Here is a 20,915-nt window from a genome sequence, read left to right on the forward strand (position 1 = left end):
ACCAAGAGCTAAGCGAATATTACTTTATTGAATGGGCAATTTTGAAAAAACATGTATTATAGACGATGATGCGATAGCCGTTTTTGGATTAAAAAGAGCAATGCAAGCTTTAAAATTCTCGCCAGAACTCATTATTTATGAAAACGGTCTTGACGCCATAGAAGGTTTTCAAACAATGATAGAAGGTGAAATGTCTCTCCCTTCCCTAATTTTAATAGATATTAATATGCCAGTGATGGACGGATGGGATTTTATTACCGAAATGCGTAAAATATGGCCCAAAGACCTAGAAGAGCCAACAATTTATATGATGACTTCTTCTTTAAGCCCTATGGATGTTGAAACCGCCAAAAGCTTTGGGTTAGAAAATAATTATCTTATAAAACCCATTTATGCAGAGGCTTTACAAAATATCCTAGTCTAAAATTTAGAATTAATCTTTCTCTTTTGGGGAAAAATCATCCGGTGCTATTTTCACCTGTTTGGTTGTACCCATGTCTCCCGAGTCGTTCCATATATACCATTCATTAAAATCAAAACTGCCGTTTCCTTTCAAAAATTCTGGTTTACGCAACGCCCGGCCATCTTCAAATTCATGATTGGTGCCACTGCCATCTTCTCCTACAACCCCAAATACATCAATTACTTTTCCAAATGGATCTACGAGTTCAAGATTATCATCTCCGTTAGAATCTGCCGGACTATTGGTTCCTATACCTAAATCAGGCGGAAATCCATAAACCGCTTCAAACTCCCCGGCGTTTGGTGAAATCACTATAAAACCATTTGCATCTATCGTTAGAGCGGACAAGTCTATTTCTGAACTGACTTCTGTGCTTGCATTTGTATACCGCTTTAGCCTCCAGCCTTTAAGACTTAAACTTTGATCTGAAGAATTATAAAGCTCAACAAACCTGGCCGAAGCATTATTGTCCGGATCGGCCAATTCTGTAATCAATATATTTTCAGAGGTAAACTCATCTACCAACTCGGCACAGCGTTCTTTATTGAAGTCTATATCCAGCACACTACGAATGCCAATCCTGTAATCTTCATTCTCCCTCAACAAAATCCCTGTTACGCTTCCTCTACCCTCCGGCAAAAAATCGGCTTGAAAATCAGAATACCCGCTGTTCAGCATAATAATTTCGTTATCGTTACAATCTACCAGAATACGTTCTGTCTCCTCTCCTGCAAGTGCAAAAGGTTGTCCTAGTTCCTCTTTCTTCAACTCTACGTCGGTAAGCGTAACGAGCGTGTTGGTCAATTCCTTTTTCACATCGGAAATTGTTATTACTGTAGGCTCAACAAATACTTGTTCGTCACAAATTCTAAAAACATGTTCATTAACTATGGCAGCCGGTAACCTCCCCACCGAAACATTACCAAAAGAGGTAAAGGTAGCTCCTAGCTTAAATACGTCCTTACTCTTTCCTAGGTATAAACCTTTTAACTTTATTCCGATTTTTGTTCCCACCGGATAAAACAAATGCGAGTCCCTAACGTCTATTTCTATTTGGAATCCCTCAGTTGGATTAACGGAACTATCCTGAAAATATAGTACACTAAAAAAGTTTCCAGCTTCATCTGAGGAAACAACATACCCCTCAATTATCAAATCATCTTGTATTTGGAAAGTATCGCCCTTATAAAGACTTTTCACATCTGCATATGTACTATTAGCTGTCAGGTTTGAAGTACAGTCGTTTGGTGGCTGTTCGTAATTACGGCTCTTTACACAACTGTTAAAACACACAGTTACAAGAACCGAAAAAACAAAAATCAACTTATTGAATCTATGCCTATCTCCCATCTGTACCATACTAAAAACTATATGCCAAGTTCAAAAAATAAGTGCGTCCATAACCGTACCAATACTTAGGAGCAAAGGATGGTGTTCCACTTAAATTATCTTGCTTGAATTGACCATAATTACCATTTCTACTTTGCTCATAACCTCCCGTCCGGAACACGGCATCAAAAAGGTTGTTGACACTTGCAAAAACACTGATGTATTTTCCGTTCTTCAACCAAGATTTCCCACCTACTAAATTCAGCAGGTAAAAATTATCCAGCGGTCTTTGAGCCAGTGCATTACTTACATTTTCTTCCGTGGCATCCGCAAACGGGATATTGGTTTCAGGATTCAAATAAAAACTTCGGGTCCTGGTAAGAGTAGATATGCCTGCATAATTATTTGCCAAGTAATTAGTAGTAGCTCCCACCCACCAATATTTGGGGTCACGATACTCTATACCTATCGCATAAGCTTGTTGGGGACCTTGCGCCAATTTATAATCTTTGATTTGAGCAACACCCAAATCTACCGTGCCCTCTAAGTTTATAAGGTCTTCTTCCCTTCCTGCCGTATCAAAATTAATGGCAACATTTGGGTCGCTCGCATATACATACTTCCCTACAGCAGCCACAGCGGTCAATTTTACTGCTGACGACAATTGATATTCCAAACCTAGTTCCGTGCCCATATGCAGCTTGTCTAGCCCTGTGAGAACCTCTTGAACGAAGTCTGACCCAACACCGGCATCAACAAAGAAGAAGTTTACATCCGTTGTATTTTGAAAACGGGTGTAAAATCCCGTAAGCCTACCAGTTAATTTAGGAAGGCGCAGAAAGTAATTAAGGTCTACGGTCGTATTTATTTCATTACTAATGTTGGGTACAACGCTATTATTCTCGCGTGGGTTAATAAACACATTTTGAAGTACCGGCGGCCTGGCCATGTAGGAACCGTGAACGGACAGCCAATGTCTTTCCGTTAATTTATAAGTAAAGCCAGATTTGCCTCCCAATGAATTGAATACCGCTGCATCACTTTCTCCCAATGAACTCTGCGGATATCTATCATTTTTAAAAAGACCTACTCGTTGGTAATTGGTAGTCGCATATTTACCGGATATAAATGCACTCCACCTTTCTTGACTATATTTAAATTGAACGAACGACTCAAACTGATCGACCTCCATTTTATAATTGTAATTGAATATGTCATCCTCTCCTTTTTCAACCGTTCCGTTACTATCGTTCAGTGTTTCGGAAAACGGGTCAATATCAGCATGAAAATCCGCTCCCAACAAATCATTAATTTTAGCATAATTTTCAGAATTCAGGGTTTTATAACTCAACCCAAAATCCATTAAAAACCTATCGGTTAAAATTAAATTCCCCACAGTATTTAAACTTACCTGTGTATCATCAGCTACATCATCATACAAAACATAAGCGGCATTTCCATTGGTGTTAGCTGTGTAAACCTGACTCCAATTAAGTTGTGGTTCGTTCAAAAAACCTTCCTTAGCCGCATTAGCACTACTAAAATTAGCCCCTAATGGGGAGTTGATATAGAAGCTGGGCAAATACCTATAGTAGGTTGGGTCCGGATTTGGCGCATTATAATACCCTAACCGGCTTCTAGAATTAGAACCGGACTGGTAGACCATTCCCGTATTTAAACTAAACCGATCGGAGCTAAAATAATGGTTGAGCATAAAAATTGGTTCCGAGATTTTTCGCTCTCGAGAGTTTCTGATTTCACCATTCTGCTCCCCCCAATAAGGATTATATTTTTTACCTGCCAAATCAAAGATCTCCTCTGTAATAGCAGAGGAACGACCTCGTCTATTTGAAGCCCAAAGTGCAGTAAGGTTTATACTGTTCTTTTCATTGAATTGATATTCTAGAGCCCCAAAAAATGAAAATGCGTCGTATAGTGTACCATCTATATACCCCTGTTTCGCCCACCTCCTTGAACCAGAAACCGAATACGCCAAACCATTTTTTTGAACGCCAGAAGTATAGGTGGCCATTAATCTGCCCGCATAGGTCCTGTTGGAATATGATGTAGATAAACGCGTACCAGGCCGCAAACCAGAAGGTCTTGTATCTATGTTGGTGTTGCCCAAAATACCCCCAAAAGTATAGTCCGATGCTTCTAGGCCATTTGTAAATTGTTGATTTCTGGTTACATCGTTCATGCCTCCCCAATTGTTCCACTGAGGACGACCATCATAAAACTTGTTCATTGAAATACCGTTCAACAACACCGTTCCGTTCTGTGAATCGTATCCACGCACCCGAAAAAATGCCTGACCAAAATCAAAAGCTGCTCTATTCAAAAATAAATCTCTGGTTGCCCTGAGCAGGCCGGAGGAATTAGAACTTACTTCATCATCCAACAATTCTGCATCACTCAACGAGATAAGGTTATCCGCCTGTTCTATCTGAATATCTTCCTCCAAGTAAAGTGTACCTAAATCCAAGTTTCCGTTTTCCACAGAAATGGGAACCCTTTTAAGAATATAATCGGTTGCTTCAATCTCTAAAATGTAATCCCCTGAATTTTGAATCGAAAGAACGAACACCCCTTCATCATTAGATACCGTATACACGTTTGTACCTTCCAAGTTAATCTTAGCATTTTCAACAGGAATTTTTGACCGGTATGAAAGAAGTGTGCCTTCTACAGAAAAGCTGGCTTGAGACCATATGGCAAAATGCCACATAAATAGAAAGGTACCACAAAGGAATAATCGCATTAACGGGGTTTAATGGTCGGGAATCCCTAACAAGATATCGAAAACACAAATTATCCTACAAGAAATACCTACAAAAATCATTGTTTTTTCGTTAATTGGTATTCGTATCTATCTAACTGTATGAATTTTAGGTTTACATTACTCTTACTATTGTTTGCTCTTGGAGGGTATTCTCAGGAAGACAAATTGTATAAAATTAGAACTGTTGCATTTTATAATTTTGAGAACTTATTTGACACAGAAAACGATACCCTTATATTTGATGACGACCGAACTCCCGAAGGAAAAGATAACTGGACACTTGAACGTTACAATAAAAAAGTTGATCACCTTTCCCGTGTTCTTTCGGAAATTGGATTGAACACTAGTAAAACTTCCCCAGACATCATAGGAATTTGTGAGGTAGAAAACCGAAAAGTTATAGAGGATGTAATTCACCATCCTAATTTAATTTCAAGAGATTATGGGATAGTACATTATGATTCTCCCGATGAACGCGGGATCGATGTTGCCCTGCTGTACAAAAAGTCCGTGTTCTTACCTACTTCATCTGCAAGTCATAGACTATTGCTTATTAATGATGATGACGAAAGAAATTACACAAGAGACCAACTTATTGTTGGCGGACTTTTAGACGATGAACAGTTCTATTTTATGGTAAACCATTGGCCTTCCAGAAGTGGTGGCGAAGCAAGAAGTAAGCCCAACCGTATGGCCGCAGCAAAACTTAGTAAACGTATTATAGACTCTGTACAACGGTTGGATGCCGATGCGAAAATCATTAGCATGGGCGATTTTAACGACGACCCCACCAATGATAGCTTTAAAAAGATTCTAAAGACAAAAGGTAAGGCCAACAAATTGGACAGCCTAGGCCTTTACAACCCAATGGAGAAACTCTATAAAAAGGGAATAGGGTCTCTTGCATACAGGGACAAATGGAATCTTTTTGACCAGATTTTCTTTACTCAAAATCTTTTACAGCCTAAAGAAAGGTTTTATAAATTTTGGAAGGCTAAAGTTTTTAACGCTCCCTATTTAATTACTAAAAAGGGGCAATACAAAGGCTACCCCAAAAGAACCTATGCCGGTGGGAGTTACACCGAAGGATATTCAGATCATTTTCCGGTTTACATCTACCTAATAAAACCTGTTATGGACAAAACCCCAACCGAATAAGAAACTAAAACGACCTAATCATTCTACAAAAATGAATAGGTCGTTCTAAGTATTTTTTTTTTATAAAAATTGTTACTTCAGTTCGGTAATTTTAATGTTTTTCCATTGCACTTTAATTCCTCCTCCATCATGAATTTGTAAAATAACCGACCCTTCGCCGGCGCCAATAATTTTGTCGGTCAGCGTAATCATTTCAGTACCGTTTAACCACGAAGTAATCTCATCTCCGTTTACACGAATTTTCATGGTATTCCACTCGCCCATTTTAAGAGCCTTATCTTTTTCGGGTGCCGGTTTTATGAGCCAGTTTCGGCCATATGATTCGTAAACTCCCCCTGTAGAATATCCTGGTGGTGCCACCTCTACTTGCCAACCACTAACCGTTGTGCCTTCTACAGTAGAACGAATAAACACACCACTATTACCGTCTGCCAGCTGTCTAAAGTCTACTGTTAGCTCAAAATTTTTATAGTGTTCATCCGTAGCCAAATATCCATATTGCTCATCCGGACCACTCTCACAAACCAAAAGACCATCTTCTACATACCACTTTTCAGTACCGTAAATTGTCCATCCGTCCAAGTTTTTACCATTAAAAAGTTCCTTTTCCTGTGCAAAGGTAGAGACCGCAAAAAATGCGAATACGAATACTAAAATGTTTTTCATGTTGGTTGGTTTGAGTTAGCAAAGTAAAATGATTCCCGGAAGTTAATTAAACCATTGCCCCCAAGGAATACGACTAAGAATAAATACTAGACCTAAACCATAGAAAATAGCAATGCTTTTGAACTTCTTGTCTCCTTCAACAAACTTCTTGTGACGAGACCACCCCACTGTTATTAAAACAATGGCGATAATATTTATGAACGGATGCTCTACCGCCAATAATCTTGATGCCGAATTAAGACCGCCCATACCCAATGCCTGAATAGCTTGAAGTCCGCTTGGCGAAACAAAATATAGTATTAAGCCTACCAATAGTTGAATGTGCGACAAAATCAACGTAAAAAGGCTTAGGCGCAAATCCTTTTCCATAGTAAACATTTTGTTACCAACCCAGCCCATAATGGCGTTGGAAACGGCCAAGAATAGCAGAGCGAGAACAACATAGGCCAAATAAGAGTGAACCACCTGAATAACTTCGTACATAATAGATATATTTTAAGCTTTAAATGTACTGATTTTTGGGCATAAAAAAACCCTGCCGATCGGCAGGGTTTTTAAAATATATCTATTTAGCCTAGACTAGAATCTGTAGCTAAGAGTAAAGTTCCAAGTTCTTCCGAAACCAAAATACACTCTATTTGAAGTATTAATACCGTCGTAGTTGTTAAGGGGGTCAGAATCCGCTTGATCGTTGGTTTCTGCTTCAGAAATATACGTTTCGTCCAAGACATTGTTTACGTTAAGTCTCAATGTAATGGATTTATCATCTTCCTTACCTACTAGCATTTTGTAAGATACACCAGCATCCACTAAATCGTAAGCAGGCAATTCAAGAAGAAAACCATCGTTATCCGCAACTCCATCTAGGTTATTATCTTGGAAAGAAACTGCATCAAAATCTGCGTAAAGATTATCTGCTCTAAACCAACTAGCATCAAATTTCAATCTTTCAACAGGTTCTATTTCAGCTCCAATTCTTGCAGTAAATTGAGCGGCATCTCCAACTTTAACTCCATCCAAGATTAAATCAGCAGTTCCAACAACATTTTGTCCGTTGTCAAAAACCGTCCCAGTAGGATTACCTGTGTATTCCCAGTTACCCACAGAGACCATACCATTGAATGTTAAGAAAGGTGTAGCTCTTGCAGTAAAATCAACCTCAAGACCTGTATGTAACTGCTCTATTCCTAAATAATTTGCAGTTCCTTGGAACAATACATTGCCATCAGGATCGGTAATAGTTACACCATCACTCTCAAATCTATCTTTCCAACTTGTTCTATATAGGTTTACATTTGCACTAAAAACGGCCGAACGGAAACCGTAACCCAATTCTACGCCAAGAATTTTTTCATTCTCAAGATTAGGATTAATATCATTTCTAAAATTCAAGAAAACAGCATCAAAAAGAGGTTGTTTAACATAGTATCCCGCATTTGCGAAGATATTGTGTTTTTCATTGATGTTATAGTTAACACCTGCTTTTACATTTCCACCTGTTTGATTTACCCAATCAGATTTTTGCTCAGGATCTGAATCCAAATAGGTAAATAAATCCTCTCTTTGGAAACCTTGATTTGAGAATGAACCTTGCATAAAAGCAGATATTTTATCATTCTTATATTCTACTTGACCAAAGGCACCTAACCAACGTACATAACCAATATTGTAGTAATCAATTTTCTCTTCATCATCAATATTACTAAATACGTTAAAGGCATTACCTGCAGTAGGTTGATATGTTTCAGTTACACGACGGAATGTATCATTGGCATTATCATTATCCACATATGCATCTGCTCCAAGTAAATCCACCAATCTTCTGTAGTGAAATCCTTTATAACTTCTAGCGTCGATACCAACATCAAAGCTCCAATTACTGTTAACTTCATTATGGAAATTCATAATTGTACCATACCAGTTATGCGAATTCACAGAAGATCTCTGTGAAATACCATTTTCCGGTCCTCTAACGTAATCGTTATCATCTTCGAATCCAAAAGAGTTATTGTTCCCGTTTACATAAAGACCCTGATTAGACAATGCTCCACCAGAAGTATATGTTTCTCTCTGTGCTCCAAAATCAGGTACATTAACTCCTCTATTCCATCTTTCGATATCATCGAAACGAATAAGACCATCAGCCGTCTTAAAAGTGGAAGAGAAAGATTGATTGCCATTTATTCTACCAATTGAACCGATTGAACCACCACGACCAAAAGAAGCATAAGCAATAGCTGAAAATGAAGAGCTCTCAGAGAGTTCCCACTCCCAGTTTAATGACACAACAGGTTTATGATAGAAGTTTCCCCCAAAAGTCTCTTCTTTACCGTTTCTGTAACCCCAATCACTATTGTACTTAATATTAGGATCGCCATTACTTCCATATGTTAAATAATTACCTAAGCTTGGAGCAAAACCCCTTTGATTGTGCTGCTGTGGCGCACCAGTCGCAATGAATTGAAGGTCATGCTTTTCATTAGGCTTATACCCAATACCAATAAAATAATTGAATCCTTCAAATTGTGTACCATCTACATAACCACTACCAGCAGTTCTACCTAATAAAACAGAAGCCGAAAGACCATTTTCCATTAAACCGGTATTGTAAGATACTGTCGTCTTGAGGTAATCCGCATTACCAACAGAACCGATAATAGCACCACCTTCTGTCTGTTCTGATGTTTTAGTCACAACATTTATTGTTCCTCCAACAGAAGAAGTTGCCAATTTTGAAGACCCTAATCCTCTTTGTACTTGAATAGCAGAAGTAACATCACTAAGTCCAGCCCAGTTACTCCAATACACTGCGCCATTTTCCATATCGTTTACTGGCACACCATTAATCATCACCGCAGAGTTATTAGTATCAAAACCCCTAATATTAACTCGAGAATCTCCAAAACCACCCCCTTGTTTTGTCACATAAATAGATGGAGTAGACTTTAAGATTTCAGGGAATTCCTGAGAACCCAATTTTTCCTGAATTTCAGCCGCCCTAATTGTTGAAACCGCCACAGGAGTCTCCCTGTCTTTTGCAATATCAATTACACCACTTACTACAACACCTTCTAATTCTTGCGCATTAGGCTCCAATACAATATTACCTATATTACCACCACTGGTATAAGCTACTTTCTTGGAAGTATATCCAATGTAGGAAACTAAAAGTGTTCCTGCATTTTCTGTGATTTCAATTTGAAACTTACCATCAAAATCTGTTGAGGTACCATTTGTGGTTCCTTGAATAACAACACTTGCGCCCGGTAACGGCTCATTAAGCTCACCATCTATTACGGTACCCGTAATAGTTCCTTGTGAAAATGCGATAGTCGTCATCAGAAATGCGACCCATGCGAAGTACATCTTTTTCATTTGTTCAGTTTTTACGTTTTCTCAATTTGCTGCAAAAGTGCTGCATTTTGCTGGTGCGAATGTTAAGAGAAGGTTAAATAACCCCTTTGCGAATATACTGAACAAAGGCGCAACTTCCACTCAAAAACAAGAAGTTGCGCCAATATTATAAAAAAATATGAAAATTCTATTTTAACCCTTAAAATAACGTAAAAGCTGCAAAGTAGAGCTGTCATGATCGGCAATTTCTGAACCTTGAATATCTTTCAAAATTGTTCCTGCCAACTGCTTTCCGAGTTCTACGCCCCACTGATCGTAGCTAAAGATGTTCCAAATAACCCCTTGCACAAAAATTTTGTGCTCATAAAGCGCTATTAAGCTACCCAAACTCTTAGGAGACAACTTATCTATAAGAATTGTATTTGTAGGCTTGTTTCCTTCAAAGACCTTGAAGGCCAATAATTTTTCGATTTCATTTTGGGCCATGCCTTTACCCTCCAATTCTTCACGCACCTGCTCGGCAGTTTTACCGTTCATTAGCGCCTCTGTCTGAGCAAAGAAATTGGCCATTAACTTGTTATGATGATCAACGTCTCCGTGCAAGGATTTTTTAAACCCGATAAAATCTACTGGAATAAGTTTTGTTCCTTGATGTATTAACTGAAAGAAAGCATGTTGTGAATTGGTTCCTGGCTCTCCCCATATAATGGTGCCAGTCTCATAACTTACACGTTTGCCGTTACGGTCAACACTTTTACCGTTACTCTCCATAATACCTTGCTGCAAATAGGCCGAAAACCTGCTCAAATATTGGGTATAAGGAATGATAGCCTCTGTCTCTGCTCCGTAAAAGTTGTTATACCATACACTTAACAATGCCAGAACAACAGGAAGGTTGTCTTTAAAATCTGCAGTTTTAAAATGCTCGTCCATTTCATTGGCTCCCATTAACAACTCATCAAAGTTATCAAACCCAACGGCTAAAGCTATTGATAGGCCAACGGCACTCCATAAAGAAAAACGGCCACCTACCCAGTCCCACATAGGAAATACGTTTTCCGCAGCAATGCCAAACTCGGCTATGGCTTCTGTATTGGTAGATACCGCAGCAAAATGCTTAGCAATATCTTCTTGTGTACCATGCTTTAAGAACCACTTTTTTATGGTAGTTGCATTACTTAATGTTTCTTGGGTGGTAAAGGTCTTTGACACTACTACAAAAAGAGTAGTTTCCGGATTAAGTTCTTTTAAAACCTCGTTAACGTGATCACCATCTACATTGCTGACGAAGTGAAGCTTCAGGTGATTTTTATAGAATTTAAGGGCTTCCGTTACCATAGCCGGTCCTAGGTCAGAACCTCCAATACCAATATTTACAACATCGGTAAAGGCTTTGCCTGTATATCCTACAGCATTCCCAGAAATGATACTTTCTGTAAATTCCTTAATATGCTCTTTAACTTGATAAACTTCTTCAACCACATTTTCACCATCCACTAAAATTGTATCGGATTTTTTGGCTCTAAGCGCTGTATGTAATACTGCACGCCCTTCCGTTTGGTTGATTTCTTTGCCTCCAAATTGTTTTTGGATGGCATCGGCCAAATTAACTTCCTCGGCTAATTGCAGAAGCAAGTTTACGGTTTCATCAGTAATTCTGTTTTTAGAGAAATCAACTAGAAAATCGTTCCATTTTAAAGTAAACTTTTCTGCCCTAGAAGCATCAGATGCAAAAAGGTTTTTTAACTGTTCTTCTTTAGTATCTTTAAAGTGCTGGGCAAGTTTTTTCCAAGCAGAAGTTTCAGTAGGGTTTGTGCTCTGTAATGACATTTTGGGTTTTTTAATGTGTTAGAAATTACTACGGCGAAAATAAGCCATATTCATTCTAAACCAAAACCTTAAGTGTCGTTATTTTTCGGCGGATGCCAAATCTTCAACTAGAATATCTTCTTCTACCGGACTTTCTGGATATACCATACAATCCAACTGATCTTTTATTGGATTGATGTAATTGAAGTAGTCTGGCTGTAAAGACTCGTCCAAAGGCTCTGCCAACGGAAGTTCTTCTTTTAAAGGATCCACTTGTCTTCCGTTCTTCCAAAAACGGTAACAAACGTGAGGACCACTGGTATTACCGGTCATTCCGATCCAACCTATTACATCTCCCTGCCTTACAAATTGCCCTCTTTTTACATTCTGATTGCTCATATGCAAGTATTGGGTAGAATAGGTTCCGTTGTGTCTGATCTTAACATATTTCCCGTTCCCGCCTCTTCTTGTTGATTCGGTTACCGTACCATCTGCGGTTGCCAAAATAGGTGTTCCTTTTGGCGCAGCATAATCCGTTCCTTTATGAGGTCTTATCTTATTTCCGTAATAACGTATTCTTCGCTTAAGGTTATATCTAGATGAAATTCTACTGAACTGAACCGGAGCTCTTAAAAACGTTCTTCTAAGGTTATTGGCTTCTTCATCAAAATAATCGACTATACTTTTTAGCGAATCGTTTTCATAAGCGAAAGCGTAAATAGGTCTTCCGTTGTGCTCAAAGTAAGCTGCTTCTATGGCACCTGCCCCTGCATAAATGGAATCATTGATGTACTTTTCCTTATAAATTACCTTGAACTTATCTCCTTTCTGAAGACGAAAGAAATCTATGGTCCATGCATACACTTCGGATAGGCTATTGGTAACGGTATAATCTATGCCTTGATCTAAAATAGCCTGAGACAAAGAAGTTTCAATAACTCCTGAAGCTTCACGCTCTACATAGGTAACTTCTTTCTTATTTCTATAAGCCTTAACCGTATCCCTAAGATCAACTACGGTATAATTAATGGGGTCGTTTTCATAAATGAATACTTGCGCTGCCTCTGTAGTATCTTTTGACTTTAAAATAAGATATGGTTTGCCCACACGAATCTTGCGAACATCAAAAGTGTCTTTAAAATCTTGGGTTATTTTGGCAATCTTGGGGTAGTCTACTTTGTTCTGAAGCATAAGCTCACCAAAACTGTCACCATTTTTCACGGTGTCTAGCTGTACGGTAAACTCATCTAAATTAAACCCGAATTGTTTCATTACAGGTTTCTCTATAGGAACTATGGCAGCCATTTGTTTGACCGGTTCTTTTAGAACTGGCTTGTCATCTTTACAGGAAAGTGATATTAAAATAACGAAAAGAAGGCCCCAATATTTATTCATTTTACTCTGCTTGTTTCTTGTCCGGGTTAAAGATATGGTCTACCCACTCTTTGCCCCAATTATTTAACTCTTGTTTTGAATAGATTTCCGGAAAGAATACAATTTTCTGAAAACTTGGAGGTAAATAGTTCTTCCAATTTGTTCCTCCTGTTGCATCTATTTCCTCTTTGTCCTTTCCTAAATACCTATGAGCAGAACCCATATGCATTAAAGGCCAGTTTACATTGGCGTTCATATCCAATGTCTTTAACGCATCTATTAGCTCTTTATTATCTTTCTTATTGGCAGGTAGTTGCTGATATTTTTGGTAAATGGTATTATGCTCTACTTGCTTCGCTATTCGTATTAGGCGCGGGGTATACCTATACTCAAACTGCTTCAACGTTAATGTCTTCTCTCCGGTAGCCAAATCAGTGGCTCCTTTTTTCCAATAAATTTCCTCATACAGTTCTTCAAGACTATTTTCCGAAGAAAAGGAATCTCTCTCCGTATGATGGACCAAATTCTCCATAGGAGTTGAATAAATCTCGATCATGCGGTATTGTGCCGACTGAAAACCACTTGCCGGGAGCAAGGCCATACGGTATTGAAGAAATTGTTCTCTCTCCATACCCTTTATCATAATACTAAAAGAAGATATCAACGCCTTAAAATAGCTATTGATTCGTCTCGCTTTTTCTATAAAGAAATCTATGTTTTGCGATTTATCATCAACCAACTGTTTTTGCTCATGAAGAATAAGCTTAAAATACAGCTCGGTAATCTGGTGGTACATGATAAATATTTCCTCGTCCGGAAAATAGGTGCGTGGTACCTGAAGACTTAAAAGGGTATCCAAATGAATATAATCCCAATACGTGAGGTAACGTTGATAAAGAAGCCCATCTAAATAAGAACTTAAATCCTGACCGGAGTCTTTATACTTCTCTTCTAGTTTTGAAATTTGTGAATCTATTCGCTCTTTATCTCTCATTAGAGTTTTAATCCATTATTATCTTGAACTGATGCTTAAGTCCGTTATACCCGTCAAGGTCAGCTTTGATGGACCCAACCGCCAAATCTGCCTGTATGCGTATAGGTATTCTGTTATCGTCTGCCGAAACCCATAAGGAAAGACTTTCTTTTTCCTTAAAAACACGACCGGACTGTACCAAAGGTCTAAATTTATAACATTCTACCTTACCGAACTTAGTTTTAAGCACTTCTGTTCCTAAATATTTAAGTTTAAAGTTAAAAACACCGTCATCATCATACAGCATTTTCAATTTTACGGCTTCGCCTTCAACTAAATCACTTGGCTCGTAGTTGTTTCTAAGATAGTAGAATGCAGATATTAAATCCTGAATACTGTCCTGTAGCTCAAAATTATACTTTTTATTGCGTTTTTTATCGTTCAGAACAGCTTTATCCTCTTCATGATCAAAGTTTATCTCAATATCCTTGGTATAACCACCTTCGTTTATTTTTCTAATGAATTTATAAGGCTTACCATCCTTTTTATCAAAATAGCTTTCATACGTATCGTCTACCTTAAAAAACACACTGGCAAAACCGGTAGTTTTTCCACGACCCACCACATGATAAACTGGCACACCATTCACCACATCAGACTTTAGGTGCAGTGTAGCGTAACTTGCATTTAAAAAACCATAATGCATTCTAAATTTTAACCATTCGCCAGGTTCAAAGGCAGAGGTACTATTCTGGGCGGAAGAAGAGAAAATAACGAGAAGAAAAAGTAAAGTAATTGCTTTTTTCATAGCTATAGTATTACGATAAAAATACAAAATGGACCTTTACCATATTAAGGGCTTACAATTACTTAAACAAAATTTATTCCAAAGTATTGTACGCATACCTTAACCCTGTTATTTTAGAACTTAAAGTATAAATTATGCTTAACCCAGGCCAGACCCGCAGCTTAGAATATAAAACTAAAGTTAGGCTTAAAAAAAAGCCCCAACATTTCATGTCAGGGCTTTTCCTAAATAACCAACCAAACTTTAAATTATGAAAAACCAATACTTAAAGTTGTAAGGGAACCACCCCTTACGCCTACAAATTTAAGGCATAGTTTCAATCCTCAATCCGTTTTAACTTACTTTAACTATTACATTAACAGTTCTTTTTGCTAACGGCTATAAAATTGGCATTTCATTAAGATATAGGGGTCGCTTTTCACTTAAAAACACCCCTTTTTAGACCAAAAACGTGGTATACTTTCACAAATAATATACCTGTGCTTTAAGATAATAACTATTACAAGGTTCCTCTGGATTCCTGCTCTCTTTCAATTGCTTCAAAAAGAGCCTTAAAATTACCTTTACCAAATGATTTAGCTCCTTTTCTTTGAATAATTTCAATGAACATGGTTGGCCTATCCAAAATAGGTTTGGTAAAAATCTGAAGCAGATAACCCTCTTCATCTCTATCAATAAGAATTCCCAATTCACTAAGAGGAGCCAAGTCCTCATCTATTTCACCCACACGGTCCAATACATCTTCATAATAACTTGAGGGTACTGTTAAAAATTCAACGCCCCGATCTCTCAATGCCGTAACCGTTTCAATAATATTATCCGTTGCCAATGCCATATGCTGCACACCCGCTCCGTTGTAAAAATCTATATATTCTTCTATTTGCGACTTTTTTCTACCGTCTGCCGGTTCGTTTATGGGAAATTTAATTCGGCCGTTACCATTGCTCATAACCTTACTCATTAGCGCCGTGTATTCTGTTGAAATGTCTTTGTCATCAAAAGAGACCAACTGGGCAAAACCCATAACCTTGGCGTAAAATTCACACCATTTGTTCATTTCGTTCCAGCCTACGTTACCCACCATATGGTCTACGTACTTTAGTCCAACATCAGAAGGTTTGTAATATGGGTTCCAAGCTCTGTAGCCCGGCATAAAAACTCCTTTGTAATCTTTTCGCTCTACAAAAACGTGAACCGTTTCTCCATAGGTGTGAATTCCCGAAAGTACAACCTCACCATCCTTATCCTTAATCGTTTTGGGCTCCAAGTAACTTTCCGCTCCTCTTTTGGTGGTTTCCTCATAACTTTTAGAAGCGTCATCTACCCATAAGGCAATAGCTTTTACCCCATCTCCGTGAGAATCTATATGCTTATTGATATCTCCTCCCGATTTTAACGGAGAGGTGAGCACCAATCTAATCTTATCTTGCTGTAAAACGTAGGAAACCCGATCTTTAAGCCCAGTTTCCAGACCTGCATAGGCCAAAGGCTGAAACCCCCATGCCGCCATATAGTAATGGGCCGCTTGCTTTGCGTTACCTACATAAAGCTCTATATAATCCGTTCCCAAAAGAGGTAGAAAATCTTCTGCTTCCGGGTTTTCCTTGGGTAAATTCAATGAAGTAGTATCTAAAGTTGACATATCTGTATGTTTTTAGTAATGTAAATTGTTAAAAGCTGAAAAATAGAACTCGTGTTCAAGCGTGGAGCAAGAACTAAAAAGTGGGTATTTACCACATGGCCCTAAGATGGGCAGTAATATCAACTCTTAATTGTAGCATATGTAACAAATATCGTAAAAAAAACACCACTTTAAACCTAAGCGCATTAAAACCAATACCCTAAACTAAAAAAGAAGTTATTGGTCTTCCCTTCCGGAGACCATGAGTAATGCATTTGCATAGGCCCCATAAAAGATTCCCACCCATAACCAACGCCGTAACCTGAATAACTTGGTAGAGTAAACCACTCTCCCGTTCTAAAAAGATCATCGTCTACATTGGCGTAGTTTGCAGTAAGCATAAAGTGGTTCTTAGGCGCAAATTCATAATCCAACCTACCGTAGGCTTTTACAAAAGCGTTACCGGGCAAAGCCAAATAATCATACCCAAAGAAAGGCGTAAAATTGTTTAAAAGATTTGTACCGAAGCCCCCTAGAATAAAATCAAAGGAGGAAACGCTTGAAGTACCCAATTTAAAACCTCCTTCTGCTTCTACGTTTACGGAGAAATTTTTAAAAAATGGCACTGCCATACCCAACCTAGCCTGCGCAATTGAGAACTCCTTAAAGTTTTCGTTAAAATCAGATGAAAAGACATAGAAATGAAAATCACCATCAAAGTACAATCCTTTTGAAGGAAAGTACTTATCATCATAGGTGTCAAAAGTTAACTGCCCAAAAGCGCTATAATAACTACTCTTTTCAAGAAACGTTCTTTGATCAGGCGTCTTACCTGTAGGACCTACCGGTGCGTTCTGCCCTAATGTCTTGGTGCTATACTTTAAAAATTTATGTTCCAACCCCGTTCTAAACGCAAACTCTTCTCGTAAAACCGTTTGCACATAGACCTGATTGGTAAAATCCGTTACATCTATGTTTATTGAATTTAAATTTGCCCCGGCCTGAACATCAAAATTGCTTCGCACTAAATCAAAGCTAACGTCCTTTTCAAATTCATTAAAGCTTGAATTAAAACCAAAACTCCAATAAAAACCCTTATCCACATAATATTGTAGTTTGTACCTGATATTATCTCCAATAATAAAGTCAAAAGAAGATACATCATCTCTGGTAATCAAACTTTTTCTTGTATAATTCAAGATGGCTGCCGTCTTGTAGAGATTATCATAGTGAGCACCTAGACGAATAAAGGATTTACTTTTATTTTCATTCAAATCTAGAATCATCTCTTGCTCGTCATTGTCTTCGTCATCCTGTATTTTATAGTGGATTGTATGAAAATTTCCAGTTGCGGCTAGATTACTGATACCTTGCTGTACTCGTGAAAAGGTGGTTGGTTTATCTGTATCAAACCTTAATTTTCCTTTAACGTAACCCCTAGAATAATTCTCACTCTCCAATATGACCAAATGACTGATACTTAACGTATCTGAAGAAACAATTCTCTCCTTGGCCTTCCTTTTTCCAATTTGTCTGGAAGCAATAGCTTTTAAAGTATCTATTTTTTTACGGGCAGCATCCTCCCCACTTTTAATAATTACATCGCCAAGATTAAAATCTATAATGGAGTAATCCGTCATTTCGGGTTTTATATAGATATCTGTCTTTTTGGACTTTTCAGCCATATCAAGAACGGTCCTATAATTATTGATTTGCAATAAAATCTCGGTGGCGGTCAATAGAGACTCCCTATTTCTGAGTCCGTGCTGTACATCTACCCCAATTATGATATCGGCCCCCATTTTTTTTACCTCGTCTATAGGATAATTGTTGACCACACCACCGTCTATCAATACTTTTCCGTTTATGCGAGCAGGTTCAAAAAGTGACGGCAACGTTCCACTGGCCATAACGGCTTCCGGTAAATACCCCTCTCTTAAAACCACTTCATCACCCGTTTCTACATCCGTTGCAATACACACAAAAGGAATGGGCAAATCATTAAAATCCTTTATGTTTCTTACCGGATACAGGAACTTAACCAACTCATTATATACGTTCTGACCACCGGAGTATGCAGGTGGCACGGATACCTTAAAATTGTCAAAAGGCAAGGTAACGGCATATTTTTCAGAATTTTCCTTTTCGTAAAATGTTTTAGCGCTTCTGGGCAGATTGTCCTGAATAAGGTTGGTGAAATCCGTAGCCCTAAAAATTGAATCTAATTGATCACCCGTATAGCCAGCAGCATATAATGATCCAACAATGGCCCCCATACTGGTCCCCCCTATATAATCTACTTTTATACCAGCTTCTTCCAATACTTTTATAGCCCCAATATGGGCCATTCCCTTAGCGCCACCTCCACTCAGCACCAGCCCCACTTTGATGTCTTTCTTCTCAGGGTCCTGAGCAAAAGAAAACAAAGTAAAAAAGAGTAACCCAATTCCTATAACGGCTTTTTTCATTGTGCTGAGTTAGTCGTAATTTTAATGGAATGCTTCATAAATTTTTTTTGCCCTGGACAAGCCCACGGTTTCCGTTAGGTTTTCCATAGAGGCTTCTTTTATTCGTTTTACGGACTTGAATTTTTTCAAAAGTTCCTGTGCCGTTTTTTCACCAATACCTTCTATACTTTCTAACTTAGAATTAATGGCCGCCTTACTTCTTTTATTTCTGTGAAAGGTGATTCCAAAGCGGTGGGCCTCATTCCGTAATTGCTGAACAATTTTTAGACTTTCGGATTTTTTATCAAGATAAAGCGGAATAGGGTCTTCGGGAAAATAGATTTCCTCCAACCGCTTAGCTATACCAATAATGGCAATTTTACCTCTTAGACCAAGAAGGTCCAAACTTTTTAACGCAGAAGATAATTGGCCTTTTCCCCCATCAATAACAATAAGTTGAGGCAATGGCTCGGCTTCGGCCAATAGGCGTTTATACCTCCTATAGACCACTTCTTCCATAGAAGCAAAATCATCCGGACCTTCCACGGTTTTTATATTAAAATGACGATATTCCTTTTTTGAAGGTTTCCCATTCCTAAAAACCACACAAGCGGCCACCGGATTACTTCCTTGAATATTACTGTTATCAAAACATTCTATATGTCTTGGCTCTTCGGAAAGATGTAAATCTTTTTTCATCTGCGCCATGATTCGGTTGGTGTGCCTATCAGGATCAATTATCTTAATCTGCTTAAACCGCTCTTGTCTATAAAATTTGGCATTGCGCTCAGAGAGTTCTAAAATCTTTCTTTTATCGCCCAATTTTGGCACGGTAACTTTAAGGTGTGCTTCTACAGGAACTTCAAAAGGGAGGTAAAGCTCTTTAGAAAGCGATTTGAACCTTTGCCGGATCTCTATAATAGAGAGCGCCAAAAGCTCGGCATCCGTCTCATCTAACTTCTTCTTTATTTCTAGGGTGTGCGACCGAATAATAGACCCATGGGACAACTGCAGGAAATTAATATAGGCATGGCTCTCATCCGAAATTATAGAGAACACATCTACATTATTGATCTTTGGATTGACAATTGTAGATTTTACTTGATAGTTTTCTAGAACCTCTATCTTTTCCTTGATTTGTTGTGCCTCCTCAAATTTCATTTCGGATGCCAGCGTTTTCATCTGTGATCTGAAATAGCTTAAAGACGACTTAAAATCTCCCTTAATTATTTTTCTGATATCCTCTATCTGTTGATCATATTCCTCCACAGACTGAAAGCCTTCACAGGGTCCTTTACAGTTTCCCAAATGATATTCCAAACAAACCTTGTATTTACCCGAATCTATTTTTTCTTTTGACAGATCATAATTACAGGTTCGCAATGGATAAACCCCTTTTACCAAGTCCAGTAACGTCCTAACCGTTTTCATATTAGTATACGGGCCAAAATATTCACTACCGTCCTTTATTAGTTTTCTAGTAGGGAAAATTCTGGGAAAACGCTCGTTTTTAATACAGATCCAAGGATATGATTTGTCATCCTTCAACAAGACATTATACCTGGGCCTATATTTCTTAATAAGATTGTTTTCCAAAAGCAGCGCATCGGACTCTGTAGGGACAACAATATGTTTGATGTTCCTAATTTTTTTTACGAGAACGCGCGTTTTTCCGTACTCATGGTTTTTCGTAAAATATGAAGAAACCCGCTTTTTAAGATTTTTGGCCTTACCTACATACAATATTTTATCATCTATATCATAAAACTGGTATACACCAGGACTCTGGGGCAACGTGCTTAATTGTACTTCTATAGGTACTTGGGGCATTACAAAAACGGTTTATCAAATTAAATGGTAGAAGGCATCTATTTCTATCATGTTAAATTACTATGTTTTATTAAAAGGGCTAAGTGTTTTACTCTTTTTTAACGAATACCGGAAAGCCCGCCCCATTTGCTAAGGCAAACGAAATGAAGTCTTATGCCGCCCTTTTTTGCACATTTTTGCACGCGAAAAAGCGCAAATTTGTTAAAAAAACACTAAAAAATGCATTTCATCGATGAAAAGTTGCAGTTAAAAGTGTTTTAATAAAATTTTTTAATTAGATTTAAGAATCAAAATCAATTAC

14 protein-coding genes are annotated in these 20,915 nt (G+C 38.1%); 2 read left to right on the forward strand and 12 right to left on the reverse strand.

What is annotated here, in order from left to right; translation table 11 throughout:
- The first annotated feature begins 31 nt into the window (after positions 1-31).
- The gene (locus SJY45_RS11955) at positions 32-424 is read left to right on the forward strand and encodes a response regulator (protein WP_400070945.1); all 393 of its coding nucleotides are present in this window, start codon (positions 32-34) and stop codon (positions 422-424) included.
- Positions 425-433: 9 nt separating this feature from the next.
- Here SJY45_RS11955 and SJY45_RS11960 read toward each other — a convergent pair whose 3' ends face one another.
- On the reverse strand, positions 434-1,822 hold the full coding sequence (locus SJY45_RS11960; protein WP_400070947.1) for a DUF5689 domain-containing protein: 1,389 nt from the start codon (positions 1,820-1,822) through the stop codon (positions 434-436).
- Between the two features lies 1 nt (position 1,823).
- Complete coding sequence (locus SJY45_RS11965; RefSeq protein ID WP_400070948.1) at positions 1,824-4,553, reverse strand: carboxypeptidase-like regulatory domain-containing protein; 2,730 nt, start codon at positions 4,551-4,553, stop codon at positions 1,824-1,826.
- Between the two features lie 120 nt (positions 4,554-4,673).
- On the opposite strand from SJY45_RS11965, the gene SJY45_RS11970 reads away from it, so the two are divergent.
- Positions 4,674-5,732, forward strand: a complete 1,059-nt coding sequence (locus SJY45_RS11970; protein WP_400070950.1) for an endonuclease/exonuclease/phosphatase family protein — start codon at positions 4,674-4,676, stop codon at positions 5,730-5,732.
- Positions 5,733-5,804: 72 nt separating this feature from the next.
- On the opposite strand, the gene SJY45_RS11975 is transcribed toward SJY45_RS11970, so the two are convergent.
- From SJY45_RS11975 to uvrC, 10 genes are all read right to left on the reverse strand, one after another.
- On the reverse strand, positions 5,805-6,398 hold the full coding sequence (locus SJY45_RS11975; RefSeq protein WP_215913652.1) for a DUF1080 domain-containing protein: 594 nt from the start codon (positions 6,396-6,398) through the stop codon (positions 5,805-5,807).
- A 42-nt stretch (positions 6,399-6,440) separates the two neighbouring features.
- On the reverse strand, positions 6,441-6,881 hold the full coding sequence (locus SJY45_RS11980) for a hypothetical protein (RefSeq protein ID WP_400070952.1): 441 nt from the start codon (positions 6,879-6,881) through the stop codon (positions 6,441-6,443).
- 96 nt (positions 6,882-6,977) lie between these two features.
- Positions 6,978-9,773 (reverse strand): TonB-dependent receptor, encoded by a 2,796-nt coding sequence (locus SJY45_RS11985; RefSeq protein ID WP_400070954.1) that lies wholly within the window; start codon positions 9,771-9,773, stop codon positions 6,978-6,980.
- 171 nt (positions 9,774-9,944) lie between these two features.
- On the reverse strand, positions 9,945-11,582 hold the full coding sequence (gene pgi, locus SJY45_RS11990) for a glucose-6-phosphate isomerase (RefSeq protein ID WP_400070956.1): 1,638 nt from the start codon (positions 11,580-11,582) through the stop codon (positions 9,945-9,947).
- Positions 11,583-11,660: 78 nt separating this feature from the next.
- A complete protein-coding gene (locus tag SJY45_RS11995; protein WP_215437332.1) occupies positions 11,661-12,956 on the reverse strand; it encodes a peptidoglycan DD-metalloendopeptidase family protein in 1,296 nt (431 codons plus the stop codon).
- A 1-nt stretch (position 12,957) separates the two neighbouring features.
- Positions 12,958-13,929 (reverse strand): tryptophan 2,3-dioxygenase family protein, encoded by a 972-nt coding sequence (locus tag SJY45_RS12000; RefSeq protein WP_215437331.1) that lies wholly within the window; start codon positions 13,927-13,929, stop codon positions 12,958-12,960.
- Positions 13,930-13,936: 7 nt separating this feature from the next.
- Positions 13,937-14,716 carry a DUF3108 domain-containing protein gene (locus SJY45_RS12005; protein ID WP_400070959.1) on the reverse strand — a complete coding sequence of 260 codons (780 nt, stop codon included), beginning with the start codon at positions 14,714-14,716 and terminating at the stop codon, positions 13,937-13,939.
- Positions 14,717-15,215: 499 nt separating this feature from the next.
- Positions 15,216-16,358, reverse strand: a complete 1,143-nt coding sequence (gene hppD / locus SJY45_RS12010; RefSeq protein ID WP_215437327.1) for a 4-hydroxyphenylpyruvate dioxygenase — start codon at positions 16,356-16,358, stop codon at positions 15,216-15,218.
- A gap of 185 nt (positions 16,359-16,543) precedes the next feature.
- Complete coding sequence (locus tag SJY45_RS12015) at positions 16,544-18,805, reverse strand: patatin-like phospholipase family protein (protein ID WP_400070961.1); 2,262 nt, start codon at positions 18,803-18,805, stop codon at positions 16,544-16,546.
- A 21-nt stretch (positions 18,806-18,826) separates the two neighbouring features.
- Complete coding sequence (uvrC, locus tag SJY45_RS12020) at positions 18,827-20,614, reverse strand: excinuclease ABC subunit UvrC (RefSeq protein WP_400070963.1); 1,788 nt, start codon at positions 20,612-20,614, stop codon at positions 18,827-18,829.
- Between the last annotated feature and the right edge of the window lie 301 nt (positions 20,615-20,915).

It is taken from the genome of Zobellia russellii, assembly GCF_044597075.1.
Classification (GTDB): domain Bacteria; phylum Bacteroidota; class Bacteroidia; order Flavobacteriales; family Flavobacteriaceae; genus Zobellia; species Zobellia russellii.